General features: G+C 64.9%; 25 protein-coding genes. 22 read left to right on the top strand and 3 right to left on the bottom strand.

The genetic code is table 11. The features are described from left to right. Nucleotides 1-16: 16 nt before the first annotated feature. The 6 genes from purM (at nt 17) to AC1VWL_RS14285 (ending at nt 4,649) form a co-directional block, all read left to right on the top strand. Nucleotides 17-1,075, top strand: coding sequence for a phosphoribosylformylglycinamidine cyclo-ligase (gene purM, locus AC1VWL_RS14260; protein ID WP_343229782.1), 1,059 nt, complete (start codon nt 17-19; stop codon nt 1,073-1,075). Between the two features lie 12 nt (nt 1,076-1,087). Next, nucleotides 1,088-1,696 (top strand): DUF2238 domain-containing protein, encoded by a 609-nt coding sequence (locus AC1VWL_RS14265; RefSeq protein WP_282267834.1) that lies wholly within the window; start codon nt 1,088-1,090, stop codon nt 1,694-1,696. Beyond that, nucleotides 1,693-2,352 carry a phosphoribosylglycinamide formyltransferase gene (gene purN, locus AC1VWL_RS14270; protein WP_482987134.1) on the top strand — a complete coding sequence of 220 codons (660 nt, stop codon included), beginning with the start codon at nt 1,693-1,695 and terminating at the stop codon, nt 2,350-2,352. Before AC1VWL_RS14265 ends, purN begins: the two co-directional genes overlap by 4 nt. A 63-nt stretch (nt 2,353-2,415) precedes the next feature. Beyond that, nucleotides 2,416-3,210 carry a DUF3108 domain-containing protein gene (locus AC1VWL_RS14275; RefSeq protein ID WP_482987135.1) on the top strand — a complete coding sequence of 265 codons (795 nt, stop codon included), beginning with the start codon at nt 2,416-2,418 and terminating at the stop codon, nt 3,208-3,210. 2 nt (nt 3,211-3,212) lie between these two features. Further along, a complete protein-coding gene (locus AC1VWL_RS14280) occupies nt 3,213-3,896 on the top strand; it encodes a DUF3108 domain-containing protein (protein WP_482987136.1) in 684 nt (227 codons plus the stop codon). 60 nt (nt 3,897-3,956) lie between these two features. Continuing rightward, entirely contained in the window at nt 3,957-4,649 is a 693-nt protein-coding gene (locus AC1VWL_RS14285; protein WP_482987137.1) for a DUF3108 domain-containing protein, read from the top strand. Nucleotides 4,650-4,845: 196 nt separating this feature from the next. Here AC1VWL_RS14285 and AC1VWL_RS14290 read toward each other — a convergent pair whose 3' ends face one another. Genes AC1VWL_RS14290 through AC1VWL_RS14300 form a run of 3 tightly spaced genes read right to left on the bottom strand, consistent with a single transcriptional unit; the run spans nt 4,846 to nt 6,695 of the window. Continuing rightward, a complete protein-coding gene (locus AC1VWL_RS14290) occupies nt 4,846-5,154 on the bottom strand; it encodes an EF-hand domain-containing protein (RefSeq protein ID WP_481614999.1) in 309 nt (102 codons plus the stop codon). Continuing rightward, nucleotides 5,151-6,425: a UDP-N-acetylglucosamine 1-carboxyvinyltransferase gene (gene murA, locus AC1VWL_RS14295; protein ID WP_481615000.1), complete on the bottom strand. Its 1,275-nt coding sequence runs from the start codon at nt 6,423-6,425 to the stop codon at nt 5,151-5,153. The genes AC1VWL_RS14290 and murA overlap by 4 nt, the downstream gene beginning before the upstream one ends. A 39-nt stretch (nt 6,426-6,464) precedes the next feature. Next, on the bottom strand, nt 6,465-6,695 hold the full coding sequence (locus tag AC1VWL_RS14300) for a BolA family protein (protein ID WP_296251001.1): 231 nt from the start codon (nt 6,693-6,695) through the stop codon (nt 6,465-6,467). A 52-nt stretch (nt 6,696-6,747) separates the two neighbouring features. Here AC1VWL_RS14300 and AC1VWL_RS14305 point away from each other — a divergent pair, with 52 nt between their 5' ends. The 16 genes from AC1VWL_RS14305 to AC1VWL_RS14380 all read left to right on the top strand — a co-directional run bounded on the left by AC1VWL_RS14305 (nt 6,748) and on the right by AC1VWL_RS14380 (nt 19,490). After that, nucleotides 6,748-7,749 carry a KpsF/GutQ family sugar-phosphate isomerase gene (locus AC1VWL_RS14305; RefSeq protein WP_481615001.1) on the top strand — a complete coding sequence of 334 codons (1,002 nt, stop codon included), beginning with the start codon at nt 6,748-6,750 and terminating at the stop codon, nt 7,747-7,749. A gap of 62 nt (nt 7,750-7,811) precedes the next feature. After that, nucleotides 7,812-8,357, top strand: a complete 546-nt coding sequence (locus AC1VWL_RS14310; RefSeq protein WP_482987138.1) for a KdsC family phosphatase — start codon at nt 7,812-7,814, stop codon at nt 8,355-8,357. Continuing rightward, entirely contained in the window at nt 8,357-8,923 is a 567-nt protein-coding gene (gene lptC, locus AC1VWL_RS14315) for an LPS export ABC transporter periplasmic protein LptC (protein WP_481615003.1), read from the top strand. The genes AC1VWL_RS14310 and lptC overlap by 1 nt, the downstream gene beginning before the upstream one ends. Next, entirely contained in the window at nt 8,901-9,428 is a 528-nt protein-coding gene (gene lptA / locus AC1VWL_RS14320; RefSeq protein WP_482987139.1) for a lipopolysaccharide transport periplasmic protein LptA, read from the top strand. Before lptC ends, lptA begins: the two co-directional genes overlap by 23 nt. Then, a complete protein-coding gene (lptB, locus tag AC1VWL_RS14325; protein ID WP_482987140.1) occupies nt 9,428-10,147 on the top strand; it encodes an LPS export ABC transporter ATP-binding protein in 720 nt (239 codons plus the stop codon). Before lptA ends, lptB begins: the two co-directional genes overlap by 1 nt. A gap of 41 nt (nt 10,148-10,188) precedes the next feature. After that, nucleotides 10,189-11,619 (top strand): RNA polymerase factor sigma-54, encoded by a 1,431-nt coding sequence (locus AC1VWL_RS14330; RefSeq protein WP_482987141.1) that lies wholly within the window; start codon nt 10,189-10,191, stop codon nt 11,617-11,619. Nucleotides 11,620-11,677: 58 nt separating this feature from the next. Then, the gene (gene hpf, locus AC1VWL_RS14335; protein ID WP_282267862.1) at nt 11,678-11,992 is read left to right on the top strand and encodes a ribosome hibernation-promoting factor, HPF/YfiA family; all 315 of its coding nucleotides are present in this window, start codon (nt 11,678-11,680) and stop codon (nt 11,990-11,992) included. 26 nt (nt 11,993-12,018) lie between these two features. Beyond that, on the top strand, nt 12,019-12,471 hold the full coding sequence (locus AC1VWL_RS14340; protein ID WP_482987142.1) for a PTS sugar transporter subunit IIA: 453 nt from the start codon (nt 12,019-12,021) through the stop codon (nt 12,469-12,471). After that, on the top strand, nt 12,468-13,418 hold the full coding sequence (hprK, locus tag AC1VWL_RS14345) for an HPr(Ser) kinase/phosphatase (protein WP_282267866.1): 951 nt from the start codon (nt 12,468-12,470) through the stop codon (nt 13,416-13,418). The genes AC1VWL_RS14340 and hprK overlap by 4 nt, the downstream gene beginning before the upstream one ends. Next, complete coding sequence (gene rapZ / locus AC1VWL_RS14350; protein WP_482987143.1) at nt 13,415-14,293, top strand: RNase adapter RapZ; 879 nt, start codon at nt 13,415-13,417, stop codon at nt 14,291-14,293. The genes hprK and rapZ overlap by 4 nt, the downstream gene beginning before the upstream one ends. 98 nt (nt 14,294-14,391) lie before the next feature. Then, the gene (locus tag AC1VWL_RS14355; protein WP_282267870.1) at nt 14,392-14,784 is read left to right on the top strand and encodes a PTS sugar transporter subunit IIA; all 393 of its coding nucleotides are present in this window, start codon (nt 14,392-14,394) and stop codon (nt 14,782-14,784) included. Continuing rightward, nucleotides 14,777-15,046, top strand: coding sequence for an HPr family phosphocarrier protein (locus tag AC1VWL_RS14360; protein ID WP_282267872.1), 270 nt, complete (start codon nt 14,777-14,779; stop codon nt 15,044-15,046). Before AC1VWL_RS14355 ends, AC1VWL_RS14360 begins: the two co-directional genes overlap by 8 nt. A 46-nt stretch (nt 15,047-15,092) precedes the next feature. Continuing rightward, a complete protein-coding gene (ptsP, locus tag AC1VWL_RS14365) occupies nt 15,093-16,814 on the top strand; it encodes a phosphoenolpyruvate--protein phosphotransferase (protein WP_482987144.1) in 1,722 nt (573 codons plus the stop codon). Nucleotides 16,815-16,933: 119 nt separating this feature from the next. Then, nucleotides 16,934-18,295 carry a magnesium transporter gene (gene mgtE, locus AC1VWL_RS14370; RefSeq protein ID WP_303749141.1) on the top strand — a complete coding sequence of 454 codons (1,362 nt, stop codon included), beginning with the start codon at nt 16,934-16,936 and terminating at the stop codon, nt 18,293-18,295. 116 nt (nt 18,296-18,411) lie between these two features. Further along, nucleotides 18,412-18,675 carry a hypothetical protein gene (locus AC1VWL_RS14375; RefSeq protein WP_482987145.1) on the top strand — a complete coding sequence of 88 codons (264 nt, stop codon included), beginning with the start codon at nt 18,412-18,414 and terminating at the stop codon, nt 18,673-18,675. A 77-nt stretch (nt 18,676-18,752) separates the two neighbouring features. Further along, entirely contained in the window at nt 18,753-19,490 is a 738-nt protein-coding gene (locus AC1VWL_RS14380) for a hypothetical protein (protein ID WP_482987146.1), read from the top strand. The last annotated feature ends 62 nt before the right edge of the window (nt 19,491-19,552 follow it).

Genomic DNA, 19,552 nt, shown 5'->3' on the forward strand with positions numbered 1-19,552 from the left:
GCCAGTGCAGCCGCCAGTGACCAGCCCCTCGACCTCTGCCAACTCCCCCCTGACCTACCGTGACGCCGGTGTCGACATCGACGCGGGCAACGAACTGGTCGAGCGTATCAAGCCGCTGGTAAAGCGCAGCTTCCGCCCGGAGGTGATGGGCGGACTGGGTGGCTTTGGCGCCCTGTTCGACCTCTCCAACAAGTACCGCGAGCCGGTGCTGGTGTCCGGTACCGACGGCGTCGGCACCAAGCTGAAGCTGGCACAACAGCTTGGCCGCCACGACACGATCGGCATCGATCTGGTCGCCATGTGCGTCAACGACGTGCTGGTGCAGGGCGCTGAGCCCTTGTTCTTCCTGGATTATTTCGCCACCGGCAAGCTCGACATCGACACCGCCGCGGCCGTGGTCGGCGGCATCGCCAATGGCTGCACCGAGGCCGGCTGCGCGCTGATCGGCGGCGAAACCGCTGAAATGCCCGACATGTACGCCCCGGGCGAGTACGACCTGGCCGGCTTCACCGTCGCCGGCGTGGAGAAGAGCGAGCTGAAGGACGGCTCGGCCGTTGCCCTCGGCGACGTGCTGATCGGCATTGCCTCCTCCGGTCCGCACTCCAACGGGTATTCGCTGGTCCGTCGCATCTATGAACGTGCCGGCAGCCCGGCCGATCTGGTGCTGGAAAACGGCGTGAAGCTGGTCGATGCGCTGATGGCGCCGACCCGCCTGTACGTCAAGCCGATCCTGTCGCTGCTCAAGACCCACGGCGCAGCCGTGCACGGCATGGCCCACGTCACCGGTGGCGGCCTGACCGAGAACATCATCCGCGTGGTGCCGGAAGGCCTGGGCCTGACCATCGACGCCAGCAGCTGGCCGTTGCCGCCGGTGTTCCAGTGGCTGCAGCGCGAAGGCAATGTGGCCGACAGCGAGATGTGGCGCACCTTCAACTGCGGCATCGGTTTCGTGCTGCTGGTGCCGGCAGACCAGGTTGCCGCCATCAACGCCACGCTGGACTCGTTGGAACTGGCGCATTGGCAGATTGGTGAAGTGGTGGCCGAAAACGGCGCCGAACGCGTCCACATCGGCTGAGCCAACGCCTACATGACAGCCGCCAAGAAGGCCGCCTTCATCGGCGTGCTTGTTGTATTCGCGCTCACCTGGATCAAACCGCTATGGCCTGTGGAACAGGCCCTGCACAGCTCGCTGACCGTGCTCGGCCTGCTGGCGCTATGGTGGGTGGACCGCCGCTGGCCGCTGGGCAGCGGTGCCTTCGCGGCCATCTGCGGCTTCATCCTCCTGCACTGCATCGGCGCCCGTTGGCTGTACTCCAACATCCCCTATGACCAATGGGCACAGGCGCTGTTCGGCTGGTCGCCAAACGCCGCCTTCGGCTGGGAACGCAATCATTTCGACCGGCTGATCCACCTGCTGTACGGCATCTGCTTCACCCCGGCACTGACCCAGCTGGCCCGGCGCACCTGGCCGGCACTGCGCGTGGGCCAGGCCTTCACGCTGGCGGTGATGACCATCATGTGCACCAGCCTGGCCTACGAATGGCTGGAATGGGGCATCGCATTGGCACTGTCACCGGAAGCCGCAGAGGCCTACAACGGCCAGCAGGGCGACATCTGGGACGCGCATGCGGACATGTTGCTGGCCACCCTCGGCAGCCTGGCGCTGTGGCCGCTGTTGCGGAAGACGCGGGCATGAGTCCCCTGCCCCGTCTGGCCGTGCTTGCCTCCGGCCGCGGCAGCAACCTGCAATGCCTGCAGGACGCGATTGCCGCAGGCCAACTGGATGCGCAGATCGTCGGTGTGTTCTCCGACAAGCCAGCCGCCGCCGCGCTGGAAAAAGTGGCCCCCGCACAGCGTTGGGCGCGCTCCCCCAGCGATTTCGCCGACCGCGAGGCGTTTGACAGTGCGCTGGCCGACGCAGTGGCCGCAAGCAAGCCGGACTGGATCATCTGCGCCGGCTACATGCGCATCCTCGGCGCTGGCTTCGTGCAGCGCTTCAGCGGCCACCTGGTGAACATCCACCCCTCGCTGCTGCCCTTGCACAAGGGCCTGCACACCCATGCCCGCGCCATCGAGGCCGGCCATGCCGAGCACGGTGCCAGCGTCCACTTCGTCGTAGCTGAACTGGATGCCGGCGCAGTGATCGCGCAGGCACGGGTCCCGGTGCTGGCCGGGGACTGTGCGGAATCGTTGGCCAAGCGCGTGCTGGCGGTCGAACACCCGCTGCTGCTGGCCAGCGTCCAGCTATTGGTTGCCGGGCGCGTGGCTGAACAGGACGGCGTGGTCCACTGCGACGGTCAGTCCCTGTTTAGCCCATTGCGCCTAGATTCCGCCGGAACCCTCCGCCGCTGATCCGCACAGGCTGCTGACGTGTGGTTTGGCAAGATCCCTCCTTCCTTCTGCCTTCGTCCTCACATGGCCATAGCGCTTTTCAAACCATTGGTTTTGACCGCACTGCTGGTATCAGCCGTCAGCCATGCACAGGAGACGCCCGCCCCTGCGGCTGCTCCGGCGCAGGCACCGGTTGTGCTGCCGCCGCCAGCGCTGGAGTGGAGCCCGCCGGCACTGGAGCCCTTTGTCGCCACCTACCAGGCCCTGTACAAGGGCAAGGAAGCCGGCGATGCCACCATGCGCGTGGTCCACAACAGCAACAGCCAGTGGCGGGTGGACATGGCGGTGCGCGGCAAACGCGGTTTTGCCAGCGTGCTCGGGCTGAACATCGAACAGAGCAACGTGTTCAACAACGAGGGCAGCGTCTACACGCCACTGAGCCAGAGCACGGTCAAGAAAGCCCTGTTCATGAGCAAGAAGGTTACCGGCGTCTATGACTGGCAGGCCGGTACCGCGCAGTGGCAGGGTGACCTCAAGAAAGAACGGCAGCGCCCGATTGCACTGCAGCGCGGCGACCAGAGCGCCTTGGTGCTGAACCTGTCGCTGATGCGCGATGCGCGCCCCGGACAGGCACTGCAGTACCGCTACGTCGATGTCGGCCGCGTGCGCCAGTATGAGTATCGCGCCGCCGACACCACCGAGAACGTGCAGGTGGGTGATCTCAGCTATGACGCCTTGCGGGTGTATCGCACCAATGGCGGCAATGATGAAACCATCCTGTGGATCGCCAATGGCGTGCCCACGCCGGTGCGCATCCTGCAACGCAAAGACGGGCAGGACGAAATCGACCTGCGCCTGATCGAATACCAAGGAGCCTGAGCATGAAGCTTACCCGTAGCCCCCTGCGTTACCTCGCTGCCGCCGCACTGGTCGCGACCAGTTTGCCGGCGCTGGCATTCGAGCCGTTCACCGCCAACTACCAGGCCAGCTACATGGGCATGCAGGCCAATGGCGTGATGTCGGTAGCACCTGCCGGCAACAACCAGTGGCGCTACAGCCTGCAGATCAAGAACCCGATGGCGGAACTGAGCCAGGCCACCGTGTTCGACGAACAGGGGGGCAAACTGCGCCCGTTGAGCAGCCATGACCGTTCGGTGGTGCTGATCAAGCGCAAGCAGGTGGATGCGCGTTATGACTGGAACAGCGGCCAGGCCACCTGGAGCGGCGACGTGAAGCCTGATCGCAGCGGCCCGATCCGCCTGCAGAGCGGCGACATGGATGCACTGTTGATCAACCTGGCCATTGCCCGCGATGTCGCCGCCGGCAAGCCCCTGACCTACCGCATGGTTGACGACGGCCGCATCAAGCCCATGACCTACCGGGTGATCGGCAAGGAAAACCTGACCATCGGTGGCAAGCAGCAGGAAGCCACCAAGGTGTCGCGCGTGGATGGCAACAAGGAGCAGATCGCCTGGATCGTCCCCGGCATGCCCGTACCAGCACGCCTGCTGCAGCGCGAGAACGGCCAGGACGCACTGGACCTGACCATCCGCTCCATCAACTGATCGCATCCCCCGCCCCGACGCGCCCGGCCTGATGCCGGGCGTTTTCATGGAAGAGACGCCGTGCCCCTTGCTCGCAGATTTGCCGTACTCCCGCTCGCTGCCGCCCTGCTTGTATCCCTGCCCCCGGCTGCCGATGCCGCCGTACAGCGTTTCGATGGACGTTACACCGCCAGCTACAAGGGCCTCAGCGCAACTGCGCGGATGACCCTCACCCCGGCCCGCAATGGTTCCTGGATGTACCTGCTGACCGTGGATCACATGCTTGCCAAGCTGAGCCAGGCCACCGTGTTCCAGGACATGGGAACGCAGTACCGGCCGATGGGTGGCAGCGACCGGACCAGCTATGCCTCGGTCCAGCGCGGCGTTATTACCAATTACAACTGGGCAGCCGGCCAGGCGCGCTGGAGCGGCGACGTCAAACCCAACCGCGCCGGGCCGGTAGCCCTGCAGAACGGCGACATGGACGCGTTGCTGATCAACCTGGCATTGGCACGCGACGTACCGGCCGGGCGTCCGCTGTCCTATCGCATGGTCGAGAACGGGCGCGCACGGCCAATGAACTACCGGGTGATCGGTCGTGAGCGGGTCACCGTCGCCGGCCGCGACTACGACGCCACCAAGGTTGCCCAGGGTGGCGCCGAAAAGCAGACCATTGCGTGGATCGTGGCCGGCATCCCGGCACCGGTGCGCATCGTCCAGCGCGAAAACGGCGCCACCACGATCAGCCTGCAGATGAATTCCTGGTCGCGCTGAGCACAGCGCAGAGCCACGCTCAAGCGTAGCGCGGGCAAGCGGCGAACCCCGGACCTGGGCAACCGCTGCGGCAGGTAATGACAGGGCTCAAGCAGGAGCTGCGCCCTGCCTGATCCACTTCAACCCGGGCCAGCTACGCTTTGCCCGGGTCAAAGATCGGTAGCTATCGACACCACAGCGTTGCGGCGCGCTCCTGCTACTGGGTGGCGTCCTTCTTGAACACTGTGCGGCAATCGCGGCGGAATTCCTCGCCACTGCTGCGCCAGATGAAGCTACGGCAGTGGCGATCACCCTCTTCGCTGTCCTTCACCTGCACCGCATAGAACGCCTGCAGGAACTCGTCGCTACTGATCTGGCCGTCGCCATTCCAGTCCATCTGTTCCTTCTCAACGCCCTGGGTGATGGCCACGCCGCTGTACCAGCCCCAGCCCAACCAGGCCAGGGCCAGCAGCACCAGGGCCAACAAAGCCCTGCGGCGCGGACTGAAGCGCCCCTTGAGGATCATGCGATCCGCCGCACGTTTGCACCAAGCCCGCTAAGCTTTTCCTCGATGTTCTCGTAACCACGATCAAGGTGGTAGATGCGGTCGATGCTGGTCTCGTCCGCAGCCACCAGGCCGGCCAGGATCAGGCAGGCCGAGGCACGCAGATCGGTCGCCATCACCGGCGCACCGCTGAGCTTGGCCACGCCGCGCACGATCGCGGTATGGCCTTCGATCTGGATGTCGGCACCCAGGCGCAGCAGCTCGTTGACGTGCATGAAGCGGTTTTCAAAGATGGTCTCGGTGATCACACCCACGCCATCGGCAACGCAGTTCATGGCCATGAACTGCGCCTGCATATCGGTCGGGAACGCCGGATGCGGCGCGGTGGTGATGTTCACCGACTTGGGCCGCTTGCCATGCATGTCCAGCGTGATGCTGTCTTCGGTGGTGCTGATCTCGGCGCCGGCCTCGGTCAGCTTGTGCAGCACTGCGTCCATCGTGTCCGGGCGTGCATTGCGCACCGTGACGCGACCACCGCTCATTGCTGCAGCCACCAGGAAGGTGCCGGTTTCGATGCGGTCGGGCAGTACCGCGTGGCGGCCACCGTGCAGGCGCTCGACGCCTTCCACGACCAGGCGCGCGGTGCCGATGCCTTCGATCTTCGCACCGAGTGCAATCAGGCAATGCGCCAGATCGGCCACTTCCGGCTCCATCGCGGCGTTTTCCAGCACCGAGGTGCCTTCGGCCAGTACCGCCGCCATCAGCACGTTCTCGGTGCCGGTGACGCTGACCATGTCGAAGGTGTAACGGCCGCCTTTCAGGCGCCCATCAACGTGAGCCTTGATGAAACCGTTCTCCACACTGATTTCCGCACCCAGTGCCTGCAGGCCCTTGATGTGCTGGTCAACCGGGCGCGAGCCGATGGCGCAACCGCCCGGCAGCGACACTTCGGCCTTGCCGAACTTGGCCAGCAACGGACCCAGCACCAGGATCGAGGCGCGCATGGTCTTGACCAGCTCATACGGCGCAACGTGCTGATCAACAGTACGCGGGTCCACCACCACCGCGCTGCCGCGCGACAGCGTGCCCTGGTCGACGGTGACCTTGGCGCCAAGCTCACCGAGCAGTTTCACCGTGGTGATCACGTCGTGCAGATGCGGCACGTTGGTAATTTCAACCGGCGCATCGGCCAGCAAGGTGGCGCACAGGATCGGCAGGACGGCGTTCTTGGCGCCGGAGATATGAACCTCACCGTTCAGCGCATTGCCGCCGGTGACTACGATTTTTGCCATGGATTTAAGGCCGATATAAGGAGAAGAGAGTTCGCCGGCTCAGCCGGCTTCACCCGGAGTGATGGTTTTCAGCGCCAGCGCATGGATCGCACCGCCCATCAGGTCGCCCAGCGTCGCATACACCATGCGGTGGCGCGCCAAGGGCATCTTGCCGGCAAATGCCTCGCAGACAACCGTGGCCTCGAAGTGCACCCCGTCGTCGCCCTGCACGTCGGCGCGGGCGCCCGGCAGGCCGGCTTCGATCAGATTTCGGATGGTCTCGGCGTCCAAAGCGCTTTCCTAATAAAATGAACCCCCATTCTACTCTCCGAGTGGCATCCGTATGGCTGCTTCACCGCTTTCCCTGGCTACATTGCGCGACACCGATCTGGTGGCCAGTGGTCACCGTGTGTTCGAGATCGAGCGCGACGAACTGGACCGGGTAGGCGGTCGCATTGGCGCCGAGTTCGCCGCCGCCTGCCGGCTGGTGCTGGCTTCGCGCGGCCGTGTGGTCACCACCGGCATGGGCAAATCCGGGCATATCGCGCGCAAGATCGCCGCCACCCTGGCGTCGACCGGCACACCGTCGTTCTACGTGCACCCAGGCGAGGCCGGGCACGGCGATCTTGGCATGATCACCGAAGATGACGTGGTTTTGGCGCTGTCCTATTCGGGTGAATCGGACGAAGTACTGACCCTGTTGCCGGTGTTCAAGCGCCAGGGCAATCCACTGATTTCCATGACCGGCAGGCCGCAGTCGAGCCTGGCGCTGGCCGCCGATGTGCACCTGGACGTGAACGTGGACCACGAGGCCTGCCCGCTGGCCCTGGCCCCGACCTCCAGCACCACCGCCTCGCTGGCGATGGGCGATGCGCTGGCCGTGGCCCTGCTGGACGCGCGCGGCTTCACCGCCGACGACTTCGCCCGCTCGCACCCGGCCGGCAGCCTGGGCCGGCGTTTGCTGCTGCACATCACCGACGTCATGCACGCCGGCGACGATCTGCCCAGCGTCCGTGACGACGCCAGCCTCAGCCAGGCCCTGATGGAAATGAGCCGCAAGCGGCTGGGCATGACCGCCGTCGTCGATGCCCAGGGCAGACTGGTCGGCCTGTTCACCGACGGCGACCTGCGCCGTGCACTGGACACCGACCTGGACGTGCGCACCGCCAGCATCGCCCAGGTGATGACCCGCAACCCGCGCACCATCGGTGCCGACCAACTGGCCGCCGAAGCCGCGCGGCTACTGGAAACCCACAAGATCAATGGCTTGATCGTGGTCGATGGCGACAATCACCCCGTCGGCGCCCTGAACATTCATGACCTGTTGCGGGCAAAAGTCGTCTAAACCCCGCACAATCAACGACCTCGGACCAACACCCGACCTGCCGCAACGGATCCTGCCTGCCAATGCCCTACTCGCCGCTAGCGCTTTTCCCCGCCAATCTGCACGCAACCGCCAGCGCCATCCGCCTGGCCTGCTTTGACGTGGACGGCACACTGACCGACGGCCGGCTGTTCTACGACCATGCCGGCAACGAGAGCAAGGCGTATTACGTGCAGGACGGGCTGGGCCTGAAGCTACTGCAGCAACACGGCATCCACCCGGTGCTGATCACCGCCCGCAACAGCCTGTCGGCGCAGCGCCGCGGCGCCGATCTTGGCATCGACACCCAGATCGCGGTCGGCGACAAGCTGGCCAGCGTGCGTGCCTTGTGCGACCAGCACGGCATCGGCCTGGAGCAGGTCGCCTTCATGGGCGACGACCTGCCCGATCTGGCGCCGCTGGGCGCGGTCGGCCTGGCGATCGCCCCGGCGGATGCGCATCCGTGGATCGCCGAACGCGTGCACTGGCAGACCCGTGCCCAAGGCGGACGCGGCGCAGCGCGCGAGCTGTGTGACGTCCTGCTGGCCGCACAGGGCAAACTGGATGCAGTCCTGGCGAGGTTTTCCTGATGAGTTGGCGTTCAGTTCTTGGCATTGGCCTGCTGTTGGCCGCCCTGATCAGCGGCTGGGCGGCATGGCGCAACCGCGCCAACACCGCGCCAACGGCCATTGAACAAGGCAGTACCGATTTCACCCTGACCGACTTCGAGATCGTCACCCTGGACAAGCAGGGCAAGGAGTCGATGACGCTGCGCGCGCCGTCGATGGCGCGCAGCCGTGCCGACCAGACGTCCAACATCACCAAGCCACTGTTCCTGTTGCCTGACACGGCTGGGCAGCACTGGCGACTGAGCGCCGATACCGGCTGGGTCAGCCCCAAGGGTGAGGAGCTGCGCCTGCGCGGCAATGTCGCCGGCGACAGCCCCACCGATGGCAAGACCCCACCAACCACTTTCCGCACCGACTCGCTGGATGTGTTCGCCGAGCAGGACCTGGCGCGCACCGATGCACAGGTCACGCTGACCCGACCAGGCCTGTCGCAGACTGGCGTCGGCTTCCGCGCCAACCTCAAATCCCAGCAGTACTCACTCCTTTCCCAGGTCAAGACCCGCTATGAACCCAAAGCTGCCCGCTAAGCTCGCGTCGATCACCCTGCTCGCCGTCCTGCTCGCACCTGGCCTGGCGTGGTCCAAGGCATCGGATCGCAACCAGCCGATGACCATCGATTCCAACAACAATGACTGCAATTTCAGCGACAACGGCAAGTGCCAGTTCAGTGGCAATGTGGTCATCACCCAGGGTTCGATGGAGATCCATGCCGATACCGCTGACGTGATCCGCAAGAACGGCGAAACCGAGCGCGTGATCCTCACCGGCAAGCAAGCCACGCTGAAGCAGCAGATGGATGACAACACCTGGATGAATGCCCGTGCCGACAACATGGACTACAACATCAACAGCGAAGTGATCATCCTGACCGGCAACTACAAGGTTGAATCCGAGCGCGGCACCAATGCCGGCCAGCGCATGGTCTACAACACCCGCAGCGGTTCAATGCAGAGCGGCGGCGACGGCACCCGCGTGCGCACCGTGATCCAGCCCAAGAACAAGGCGCCGGCAGCGGCGGGAGAGTCCAAGTAATGCTCGTCGCCCAAGGCCTGCGCAAGCGCTACAAGAACCGCGAAGTCGTCAAGGACTTCGGGCTGACCCTGGATGCCGGCGAAGTGGTCGGCGTGCTCGGCCCGAACGGTGCCGGCAAGACCACCTGTTTCTACATGATCGTCGGCCTGGTAGCTGCCGATGCCGGCAGCATCGTGCTCGACGGCAAGGACATCACCTCCGAGCCGATGTACGAGCGCGCCAAGCTGGGCGTGGGTTATCTGCCGCAGGAACCGTCTGTATTCCGCAAGCTCAGCGTCGCGGACAACATCCGTCTGGTGTTGGAGCTGCGCACCGACCTGGACAACGCCGGCCGCGAGCACGAACTGTCTTCGCTGCTGGAGGAACTGCAGATCAGCCACGTCGCAGACCAGACCGGCGCCAGCCTGTCCGGCGGTGAACGCCGCCGCTGCGAGATCGCCCGCGCACTGGCCGCAAAACCGCGCCTGATCCTGCTCGACGAACCGTTTGCCGGCGTCGACCCGATCTCGGTCGGCGAGATCCAGCGCATCGTGACCCACCTCAAGCAACGCGGGATCGGTGTGTTGATCACCGACCACAATGTGCGCGAAACCTTGGGAATCTGCGACCGGGCGTATATCCTCGCAGAAGGCAGCGTACTGGCGCAGGGGGCACCGGAAGATCTGCTTGCCAATACCGACGTGCGCCGTGTTTACCTCGGGGACGCTTTCACCCTCTGAGTCGCAGCGCCACGTCGGGCCCCTACCCGAACGGAACAGGCATGAAAGCTCGGCTGCAGACATCGATGGGACAGAATCTGGTCATGACGCCGCAGTTGCGTCAGGCCATCCGTCTTCTGCAGATGTCCAGCACCGAGCTCGAAGTGGAACTGACCGAGGCGGTGGAAACCAACCCACTGCTGGAATGGGCTGAGAACTCCGAAGGCGCCGACGGCGACGAGGCTCCCGCAAGCAGCGCCAATGACGATGCCCCGATTGATCCCGCGCAAGGCGATATCAACGCCGATGGCGAAGATTGGGACGGCGGCGATGAAGACTGGAGCAGTGGCCGCTCCGGCTCCTTCGATGGCGACGAAGACGACGAACGCGAACAGGCCGAAGACGGCGATACCCTCGCCGATCACCTGTTGTGGCAGCTGCACCTGACCCACCTCGGGCCGCGTGACCGCGCCATCGGTGTGGCCTTGATCGACGCATTGGATGAAGACGGTTATCTGCGCGAGCCCTTGTCGGCAATCGCACAGACACTGCTGCCTGAAACCCATGCCGACGAAGATGAGATCCTGGCGGTATTGCGCCAGATCCAGCGCTTTGACCCGGCCGGGGTTGGCGCACGCAGCCTGGGCGAGTGCCTGAGCCTGCAGCTGGACGTACTGCCCTGCCAAACCCCTGCCCTTGCCTTGGCCCGACGTATCGCCGATGGTCCACTGGAGCGCCTGCCGCGCGCCGGCATCAGCGGCATCGCACAGGAACTGAAACAGTCTGTTGCCGACATCGAAGAAGCCGTGCAGTTGCTGCGCTCACTCGATCCGCGCCCGGGCAAGCAACTGGGGCAGATGACGTCTGACACCTACGTCGTGCCCGATTGCGTGGTCTGGCGCCAGCGCGGCATCTGGCGCTGCGCGCTGGCCGGCCATGCCGGCCCGCGGGTAGTCATCAATCAAAGCTACGAGCAACTGATCCGCCGCTGCGGCGACGCCGACGCCAGCTATCTGCGCGCACAGCTGCAGGAGGCGCGTTGGCTGCTGAAGAGCCTGCAGGCCCGTGGCGAAACCCTGCTGCGGGTGGTCAACAGCCTGCTGCATCACCAGGCTGGCTTCCTGGAATTCGGCGAACAGGCACTGCGTCCGCTAACGCTGCGTGAAATCGCCGGTGAGCTGGAACTGCACGAATCCACCATTTCGCGTGCCATCGCCCGCAAGTACGTACGCACCCCGCGCGGCACCCTGCCGCTGCGGGCCTTCTTTGCCTCCGGCATCGATACCGAAGGCGGCGGCGAGGCTTCCAGCACCGCCATCCAGTCGATGATCCGCAACCTGATCGATGCGGAAAACCCGCGCAAACCACTTTCTGACGCCAAGCTGGCTGAGATGCTCAAAACAAGTGGCATACCGGTAGCGCGCCGCACCGTTGCGAAGTATCGTGAGGCCATGAACATCTGTGCCTCTCACGAACGCGTCCGCATCGCCTGAAGCATTCGTTGAGCAGCGCAGGGTTCATTAGGCAACCCCGAACCACAGGAGGAATCCGATGCGTATCGAGACGTATGGCCAGCAAGTTGAAGTCACGCCTGCCCTGAAGGAGTACGTGGAAACAAAGCTGGAGCGGCTGGGTCGGCACTTCGACCAGCACTGCGAAGTACGAGTCCAGTTGTCCACCCGCAAGCCTGACTACCTCGTCGTCGCCACGGTGAATCTACCCGGGCGCACCCTGCACGCCGATGCTGCCGAACCCACCATGTACGCAGCCATCGACGTCTTGGCCGACAAGCTCGACCGACTGGTCATAAAGCACAAGGAAAAGCATCTTCCCCACGCATCGCATGCTCTGCGCGACAATGGCTGATCTTTACACCCAGCCGTAAGCCCAACATGCCGTTGACCGACCTGATGGCGGCCGTGAGTACCCAGGTACTCGCGGTCGCTGATCGAGACAGCACCCTGATAGCCGCCTCCCGCCTTCTCGCCTGTCGTGAAGCCGGCGCGGACAGCCTGTTTTCAAGCCTGCGCGAACGTGAAAACGTCGGCAGCACCGCCATTGGCCACGGCATCGCCATTCCCCACGGGCGTTCGGAAACCCTGCAGGAACCTCGCGGCGCCCTGCTACGGCTGCAACAACCCGTTGATTTCGGTGGCGACGAACCGGTGGACCTGGTCTTCGCCATGGCCGTACCCGCGCATTACACCCACCAACACCTGATGCTGCTGTCCGAGCTGGCGGAGATCTTCTCCGACGCCGACATCCGCCAGGCGCTGCGCGTTGCCCCCGATGCGCAGACCCTCAAAGACATCATCATCAACCCGCAGCAGGTGCGTCGCGGATGAATACCAGCATCACCGCCCAGGAACTCTTCGACCAGCAGCGCGAGAAGCTCGACCTGCGCTGGGTCGCCGGCCATGCCGGTGCGCAACGTGAGCTGGAGGCTGGCAATACCGTCTCGCGGCGGCCCTCGCTGGCCGGCTACCTCAACACCATCTACCCGAACAAGGTGCAGATCCTCGGCACCGAGGAACTGACCTGGCTGGACTCCCTGGATGCCCGCCAGCGCTGGGAAGTGATCGAGCGCATCATCCAGGCGCGGCCACTGGCGCTGGTGATCACCAAAAGCCATGGCTGCCCGGAAGACCTGCGCTCGGCCGCCGACGAATCGCAGACCCCGTTGTGGGTGTCGCCACGCCGCGGCCATGAGCTGCTCAACCACATCAGCTACCACCTGGCCCGCACGCTGGCGCCGCGGGTGATCCTGCATGGCGTATTCATGGAGATCTACTCCATCGGCGTGCTGATCACGGGTGAGGCAGGCTCAGGCAAGAGCGAGCTGGCACTGGAACTGCTGTCACGCGGCCACCGCCTGGTCGCCGACGACGCCCCCGAATTCACCCAGATTGCCCCGGACGTGCTCGACGGCACCTGCCCGGAGCTGCTGCAGGACCTGCTGGAGGTACGCGGACTGGGCGTGCTGAACGTGCGCCAGATGTTTGGTGACACTTCTGTAAAGAAGAACAAGTACCTTCGCCTCATCGTCCACCTGACCAAGCCGATGACCGAGCCCAGCAGCTATGGCTATGAGCGCCTGACCGGCGATTCGGGCAAGCGCCACGTGCTCGACCTGGACGTGCCGCTGATCACCTTGCCGGTGATGCCCGGACGCAACCTGGCGGTGCTGACCGAGGCCGCCACCCGCCTGCACATCCTGCGCACCAAGGGCATCGACCCGGCGGCGATGTTCATCGCCCGCCATAGCAACCTGCTGGAGCAACGCAGTTCATGAGTGCGCACCCCGCATCGGTATTGATCATCGTCAGCGGCCTGTCCGGGTCGGGCAAATCGGTGGCCTTGAAGACCTTTGAAGACCTGGACTATTACTGCTCGGACAACATCCCGGTAAGCCTGCTGCCGGAGTTCGTGCGCGGCGTGCTCGGCGAACGCGAGGAGACCCGGCCGCAGCGACTGGTGGTCGGCATCGATGTGCGAGGCCGCAGCGACCTCAGCCAACTGGCCAGCTGGCGTAAAACCGCCCGCGATTACGGTATTGAAGCGCGCCTGCTGTTCTTCGAGGCTGACGACGACACTCTGCTGGCCCGCTATGCCGATACCCGTCGCCGCCATCCGCTGAGCCACCTGGGCCTTTCGCTGCCGGAAGCCATCAGCCGCGAACGCGAGCTGACCGCCCCACTGCGGCGCGAAGCCGATGCCATCATCGATACCACCCGGCTCAACGTGCACCAGCTGCGGCGCCGGGTGATCACCGAGTTTGCACTCAGCCATGAGAACAAACTCTCGTTGCTGTTCGAGTCCTTCGCCTACAAGCGCGGCGTGCCGGCCGAAGCCGACTTCGTGTTCGACGCACGGGTGCTGCCCAATCCGCACTGGGACCCGGAACTGCGCTCGCTGACCGGACGCGACCGCGAAGTCCGCGAGTACCTGGACGCGCAGCCAGAGGTGGTGCGCTACGTCACCCAGCTGCAGGACCTGCTCGACACCTGGCTGCCGAAGCTGGGCAGCGAAACCCGCAGCTATGTCACCGTGGCCTTTGGCTGCACTGGCGGCAAGCACCGCTCGGTGTACCTGGCCGAACGCCTCGCCCGGCATGCCCGCGAGCAGGGCTGGCAGGACGTGGCCACCTTCCATCGCGAACAGGACTGAGCGGGCGCATGCGCGCCAGACGCGCATGCCCTGAATGGCACACAGAAGACAGTTTTAAGCGCTATCGCGGACTCACCCTGACCTGTTAACGTTCAGGGATGACCTGCGGCATTCTTCTAGTTACTCATACCGGTGTCGGCACTTCCCTGCTGGAAGTGACGACCGCCTTGTTGCGGCAATTGCCGCTGAAAACAGAAGCGTTCGAAGTGCCGTTCGACGCCGACCTGGATGCCCTGCTGCCTGCCGCCTCTGCGGCGATGCGGCGGGTGGAAGGTGAAGGCGGCGTGTTGATACTGACCGATCTGTATGGCGCCAGCCCGAGCAATCTTGCCGGCAAACTGGCGCGCCTGGGCACGCCTACCAAGCGCGTATCGGGATTGAGTCTGGCGATGTTGCTGCGGGTAATGAACTATCCGGAACAGGGATTGGACCAACTGCCCGCCACTGCGGCGGCGGGCGCTCGCAATGGAGTCATCACCGACGATGCTTGAACAAGAACTCATGGTTTCCAACCGGCTGGGGCTGCACGCCCGGGCCACCGCCAAACTGGTGCAGGTGCTGTCCGCCTTCCGCTCCAACGCCACGCTTGTGGCCAAGGGCCGCGAGGTCAACGCCAAGAGCATCATGGGCGTGATGTTGCTGGCCGCCGCCCAAGGCACGCCGGTCACGGTACGCGTGGACGGCGAAGATGAAGCTGCCGCATTGGAGGCAGTTGCTGCGCTGTTCGAGCGTCGTTTCGACGAGGACAGCTGATGCCGCAGGCCGCGCGCGCAGCAGCAGCCAGGGTCGGGAGCGTGCAGTGGTGACCCGTCTAACGGGCTTGCCGGCTTCCCGTGGCTCTGCCCTGGGCCGCGCCCGCGTGCGCCTGCCGCACGTCCAGGACATTGGTGAAAAGCGCGTCGCTGCCGCTGCGGTGGAACACGAGCTCGAGCGCCTGCACCGCGCCACCGATGCGGCACGCCAGGAAATGCGCGATCTGCGCACCCGCCTGCAAGGTGCATTGCCAGCCGAGGTCGGCGAGTTCCTCGACCTGCACGCCATGCTGCTGGACGACCCCGAACTGCTGACCGGCCTGGACGAGCTGGTACGCAGCAAGCGCTACAGCGCCAGCCACGCCCTGCGCGTGCAGCGCGACCGCCTGGCGCAGGTGTTTGAAGGCATGGAAGATGCCTACCTGAAAAGCCGGATGGACGACCTGGACCATGTGATCGGCCGCATCCAGTCCTTCCTGCACAAACGCACCACCACCATGAAGGGGCTGGCCGGCGAGATCCTGGTCTGCGAGAACGTCGCTCCATCGGAACTGGCGCAGCTGCAGGCGCAAGGCGTGGTCGGCATCGTCAGCAGTGCCGGCAGCGTGCTTTCGCACAGCGCCATCCTCGCCCGCAGCCTGCATATGCCGCTGGTGGTGGCCGCCAGTGCGGTGCTGCAGAAGGTCAGCGATGGCGACGTACTGATCCTGGACGGCGTCAACGGCGAGATCGTGGTCGATCCGGCCCCGGACGACCTGCGCCAGTACCGCAGCCGACAACGCGAGCTGGCCCGCGAGCAACGCGAACTTGGCCGCTTGCGGGCAAAGCCCACCCGCACCCTCGATGGTGCGGAAATCACCCTGCTCGCCAACGCCGAATCGCATGACGACGTCGCCCAGGCGCATGCACTGGGTGCCCGCGGACTGGGCCTGTACCGCACCGAATTCCTGTTCATGCAGCGCAACCAGCTGCCTGACGAAGAAGAACAGTTCCGCGTCTACCGCGACACCGTGCTGGGCATGAGCGGGCGTCCGGTCACCATCCGCACCCTGGACCTGGGTGCGGACAAGGCCGACCGAACCGGCCTGGTACTCAGCAGCGAAGAAAACCCTGCACTGGGCCTGCGTGGCGTGCGCCTGTCGCTGGCCCGGCCCAAGGTCTCCGACACCCAGCTGCGGGCGATCCTGCGTGCCTCCGGCTACGGCCCGCTACGCATCCTGGTGCCGATGCTGACCACCCGCGAGGAAATCATGGCGGTGCGGCGGCGGCTGTCGCGGCTGGCCGCGACACTGCGCAATGACGGCCATGAGGTGGCGGAGAACATTCCGGTCGGGGCGATGATCGAAGTGCCGGCAGCCGCAATCGCACTGGAGACCTTCATTGACCAGGTCGACTTCCTGTCGATCGGCACCAACGATCTGGTCCAGTACCTGCTGGCCGCCGACCGCAACAATGATGCCGTGGCCGAGCTGTATTCGCCCTTGCATCCGGCCGTGCTGCGGTTGCTGTACCAGGTGATCGAGACCGCGCAGCGGCACGAAACCCCGGTAGCGGTCTGCGGTGAAATGGCAGGTGACGCGCGCATGACAGCCCTGCTGCTGGCCTTGGGACTGACCGAGTTCAGTCTGCATCCGGCGACTTTGCTGGAAGTGCGGCGCGCCATCCGTGAAGTGAACCTGGCCGAGCTGCGCCTGCAGGCCCCGCAATTGCTGGCTGCACGCGACCGCCGCGGCATTGAACGCTGGATCACCGGCAGCGCCGGAAACTGATTCCGGGCGCAACGGTTGTATGCAAGCCCGCGCGTCGCACGTGATAATGGCGGGCTAAACACCGCCGTTGGCGCCTAGTCGCCACGGACAGCGGCCATCACCATACCCGGGAGCTGCGCATGGCCGAAGCCGTACGCCACGACAAGACCGCACGCCAGCTGCGCCTGCTTTCCGATGCATTGGACAGTGGCCGCCTGGGGCCGGTGCGTCGCCTGGTCAACACCTTGTCGCCGGCCGAGATCGGCAACCTGCTTGAATCGCTGCCTCCGGGCAAGCGCGAAGTGGTGTGGGGCCTGGTCGATGCCGAGGACGACGGCGAGGTGCTGGTGCATGTCGGTGAAGACGTGCGCGAAAGCCTGCTGGCGGACATGGACGCGGACGAAATCATCGCCGCGGTCGAAGACCTGGACATCGACGACCTTGCCGACCTGGTCGAGGACCTGCCTGATACGGTCATCGACGAAGTGCTCAAGTCGATGGACCGCGAGAACCGCGAGCGGCTGGAGCAGGTGCTGTCCTATCCGGAAGACACCGCCGGCCGCTTGATGAACCCGGACGTGGTCACCGTGCGCGCCGACGTCAATGTCGACGTGGTGCTGCGCTACCTGCGCCTGCGCGGCGAGCTGCCCGACCACACCGATCACCTGTTCGTGGTCAGCCGTCGCCACCAGTATCTGGGCCGGTTGTCGCTGGCCTCGCTGGTCACCCACGAAGACACCACCCCGATCAACCGCCTGATCGACGATGAACAGCCGGCCATCGACGTGGGCGAAAGCGCCGACGAAGTGGCCCGCCAGTTCTCCGATCATGACTGGGTCTCGGCACCGGTGGTGGATGACAACAACATCCTGATCGGTCGCATCACCATCGATGACGTGGTCGACATCATCCGCGGCCAGGCCGATCACCAGGCCCTGGGTGCGGCCGGTCTGGACGAAGACGAAGATCTGTTCAGCCCGGTCTGGCGCGCCATGCGCCGTCGCCTGATGTGGCTGTCGGTCAACCTCTGCACGGCCTTCCTCGCCTCCAGCGTGGTCGGCCATTTCGAGGGCACCATCGACAAGCTGGTGGCCCTGGCGGTACTGATGCCGATTGTCGCCGGCTTGGGCGGCAATGCTGGCACCCAGGTGCTGGCGCTGATGATCCGTGGCCTGGCGCTGGGCCAGGTTGGCGCTTCCAATGCCCGCACCCTGCTGTGGAAAGAACTGCGCGTGGCCCTGCTCAATGGTGTGGTACTGGGCACCGTGCTCGGCCTGATCGTGTTGGCGTGGTTCCACATGCCGGGGCTGTCGCTGGTGATTGCGATCGCGCTGACCTTCAACCTGCTGTTTGCCGCATCCGCAGGTGTACTGGTGCCGTTGACGTTGAAGCGGCTGGGATTCGACCCGGCCCTGGCCAGTGGCATCTTCCTCACTGCGGTCACCGACTCGATGGGCTTCTTCACCTTCCTCGGCCTCGCCACGCTGGTGCTGCTGCACTAGTCACAGAGCCGTAGCTCGGGTAAGCGCAGCGCACCCGGGAGCTCTTCGCGGAAAGCCCCGGGTGCGCTCACGCTTACCCGGGCTACACTTCACCGCTCTTTTTTCTGGCCTTACCCATGACCATCACCGTCAACGACTACTACCAGACCGGCTGGCGCGAAGAGCTGCACAACTGCCCTGCCTGCGAATGGAAAGGCAGCTCACGGCAGATGGAAATGGAGCTGCACGACGAGCAGACCGAATACGCCTGCCCCGAATGCGAGTACCCACTGTTGGTAGTACAACACCCGGACCTGACCCAGGTGCAGGCCGCTGCCGCAGCCGGCAATGAAGAAGCCCAGCAGCAGTTGGCAATCCTGGCAATGGCGCCGCGCAGCTAGGCGCCTGCAGCGGAGCCCCCTACCGATTCGCCACGGCTCCGGCTACGCTGGCGTCCACATCGCTACGCGGGGGACGTATGCGTTATCTGCTTTGTATTGCCCTGGCTTTGGCGTGTGCCAACGCACTCGCTGACGAACCCGACGATCCGGTCAGGCTCAGCACCACACAGATCTACTCCCGGCCCGGTGAGCCAGCGCTGGGCAAGGAGTTGCGCGCTTCCGTGCAGGAGGCCAGCGCCCTGAACCTGAAAGGCGAGCACGCCCAGGCCAAAGCCCTGCTGCTCGACGTCGCACGCCAATGCGATGCTTACCGTGCAGCGCCGGGACGGCGTTCGCTGAGCTTCCGCACCCAACGCCAGTACGAGCTTTACCTGCGCGATCATGGCGACGGCGAGCCCATCGACTGGCTGGACAGCGCCTGTGCCAACGTCTACATCCAACTGGGCTACATCGCGGTGGAACTGCGCGATGCGGCACAGGCAATACAGTGGCTGGACAAGGCCCATGCCAGCGCGCCTTACGAGCCAGAGGCACTGACAGAACGTGGCGCGGCGCTGAACATCAGCAAGGATTGGTCCGCTGCGCTGAGCAGCTACCAGCAGGCATTGGCACTGACCCGCAACCATCCTGAAGCAGCGTACGCCGAGGCGCTGGCACTACGCGGAACCGGTTACGCCCTGATCGAACTGGGCGATCTGGACGCAGCCCAGAAAGCCTACGAAGATTCGTTGGCGCTGGAGCCCGGCAATAAAGTCGCCGAGAACGAAATGACCTACATCCAGCAGCAACGCAAGCGCCAGGCAGGAAAACCGTAACTGCCAGGTAGTGCCGAGCCATGCTCGGCAGAGGCTTTATCGGTAATGCCCCAGCCGAGCAT

This window comes from Stenotrophomonas sp. STEN063, assembly GCF_056854515.1.

Excerpts from the sequence above, each read along its gene's own strand:
- AC1VWL_RS14380 (WP_482987146.1), top strand. The coding sequence starts at position 18,753 with ATGCGTTATCTGCTTTGTATTGCCCTGGCTTTGGCGTGTGCCAACGCA.
- AC1VWL_RS14290 (WP_481614999.1), bottom strand. The coding sequence starts at position 5,154 with ATGATCCTCAAGGGGCGCTTCAGTCCGCGCCGCAGGGCTTTGTTGGCC.
- AC1VWL_RS14305 (WP_481615001.1), top strand. The coding sequence starts at position 6,748 with ATGGCTGCTTCACCGCTTTCCCTGGCTACATTGCGCGACACCGATCTG.
- AC1VWL_RS14265 (WP_282267834.1), top strand. The coding sequence starts at position 1,088 with ATGACAGCCGCCAAGAAGGCCGCCTTCATCGGCGTGCTTGTTGTATTC.
- murA (WP_481615000.1), bottom strand. The coding sequence starts at position 6,425 with ATGGCAAAAATCGTAGTCACCGGCGGCAATGCGCTGAACGGTGAGGTT.
- AC1VWL_RS14330 (WP_482987141.1), top strand. The coding sequence starts at position 10,189 with ATGAAAGCTCGGCTGCAGACATCGATGGGACAGAATCTGGTCATGACG.
- AC1VWL_RS14310 (WP_482987138.1), top strand. The coding sequence starts at position 7,812 with ATGCCCTACTCGCCGCTAGCGCTTTTCCCCGCCAATCTGCACGCAACC.
- lptA (WP_482987139.1), top strand. The coding sequence starts at position 8,901 with ATGAACCCAAAGCTGCCCGCTAAGCTCGCGTCGATCACCCTGCTCGCC.
- hprK (WP_282267866.1), top strand. The coding sequence starts at position 12,468 with ATGAATACCAGCATCACCGCCCAGGAACTCTTCGACCAGCAGCGCGAG.
- hpf (WP_282267862.1), top strand. The coding sequence starts at position 11,678 with ATGCGTATCGAGACGTATGGCCAGCAAGTTGAAGTCACGCCTGCCCTG.
- AC1VWL_RS14360 (WP_282267872.1), top strand. The coding sequence starts at position 14,777 with ATGCTTGAACAAGAACTCATGGTTTCCAACCGGCTGGGGCTGCACGCC.
- AC1VWL_RS14280 (WP_482987136.1), top strand. The coding sequence starts at position 3,213 with ATGAAGCTTACCCGTAGCCCCCTGCGTTACCTCGCTGCCGCCGCACTG.
- AC1VWL_RS14355 (WP_282267870.1), top strand. The coding sequence starts at position 14,392 with ATGACCTGCGGCATTCTTCTAGTTACTCATACCGGTGTCGGCACTTCC.
- AC1VWL_RS14275 (WP_482987135.1), top strand. The coding sequence starts at position 2,416 with ATGGCCATAGCGCTTTTCAAACCATTGGTTTTGACCGCACTGCTGGTA.
- mgtE (WP_303749141.1), top strand. The coding sequence starts at position 16,934 with ATGGCCGAAGCCGTACGCCACGACAAGACCGCACGCCAGCTGCGCCTG.
- rapZ (WP_482987143.1), top strand. The coding sequence starts at position 13,415 with ATGAGTGCGCACCCCGCATCGGTATTGATCATCGTCAGCGGCCTGTCC.
- AC1VWL_RS14375 (WP_482987145.1), top strand. The coding sequence starts at position 18,412 with ATGACCATCACCGTCAACGACTACTACCAGACCGGCTGGCGCGAAGAG.
- purN (WP_482987134.1), top strand. The coding sequence starts at position 1,693 with ATGAGTCCCCTGCCCCGTCTGGCCGTGCTTGCCTCCGGCCGCGGCAGC.
- AC1VWL_RS14340 (WP_482987142.1), top strand. The coding sequence starts at position 12,019 with ATGCCGTTGACCGACCTGATGGCGGCCGTGAGTACCCAGGTACTCGCG.
- lptB (WP_482987140.1), top strand. The coding sequence starts at position 9,428 with ATGCTCGTCGCCCAAGGCCTGCGCAAGCGCTACAAGAACCGCGAAGTC.
- lptC (WP_481615003.1), top strand. The coding sequence starts at position 8,357 with ATGAGTTGGCGTTCAGTTCTTGGCATTGGCCTGCTGTTGGCCGCCCTG.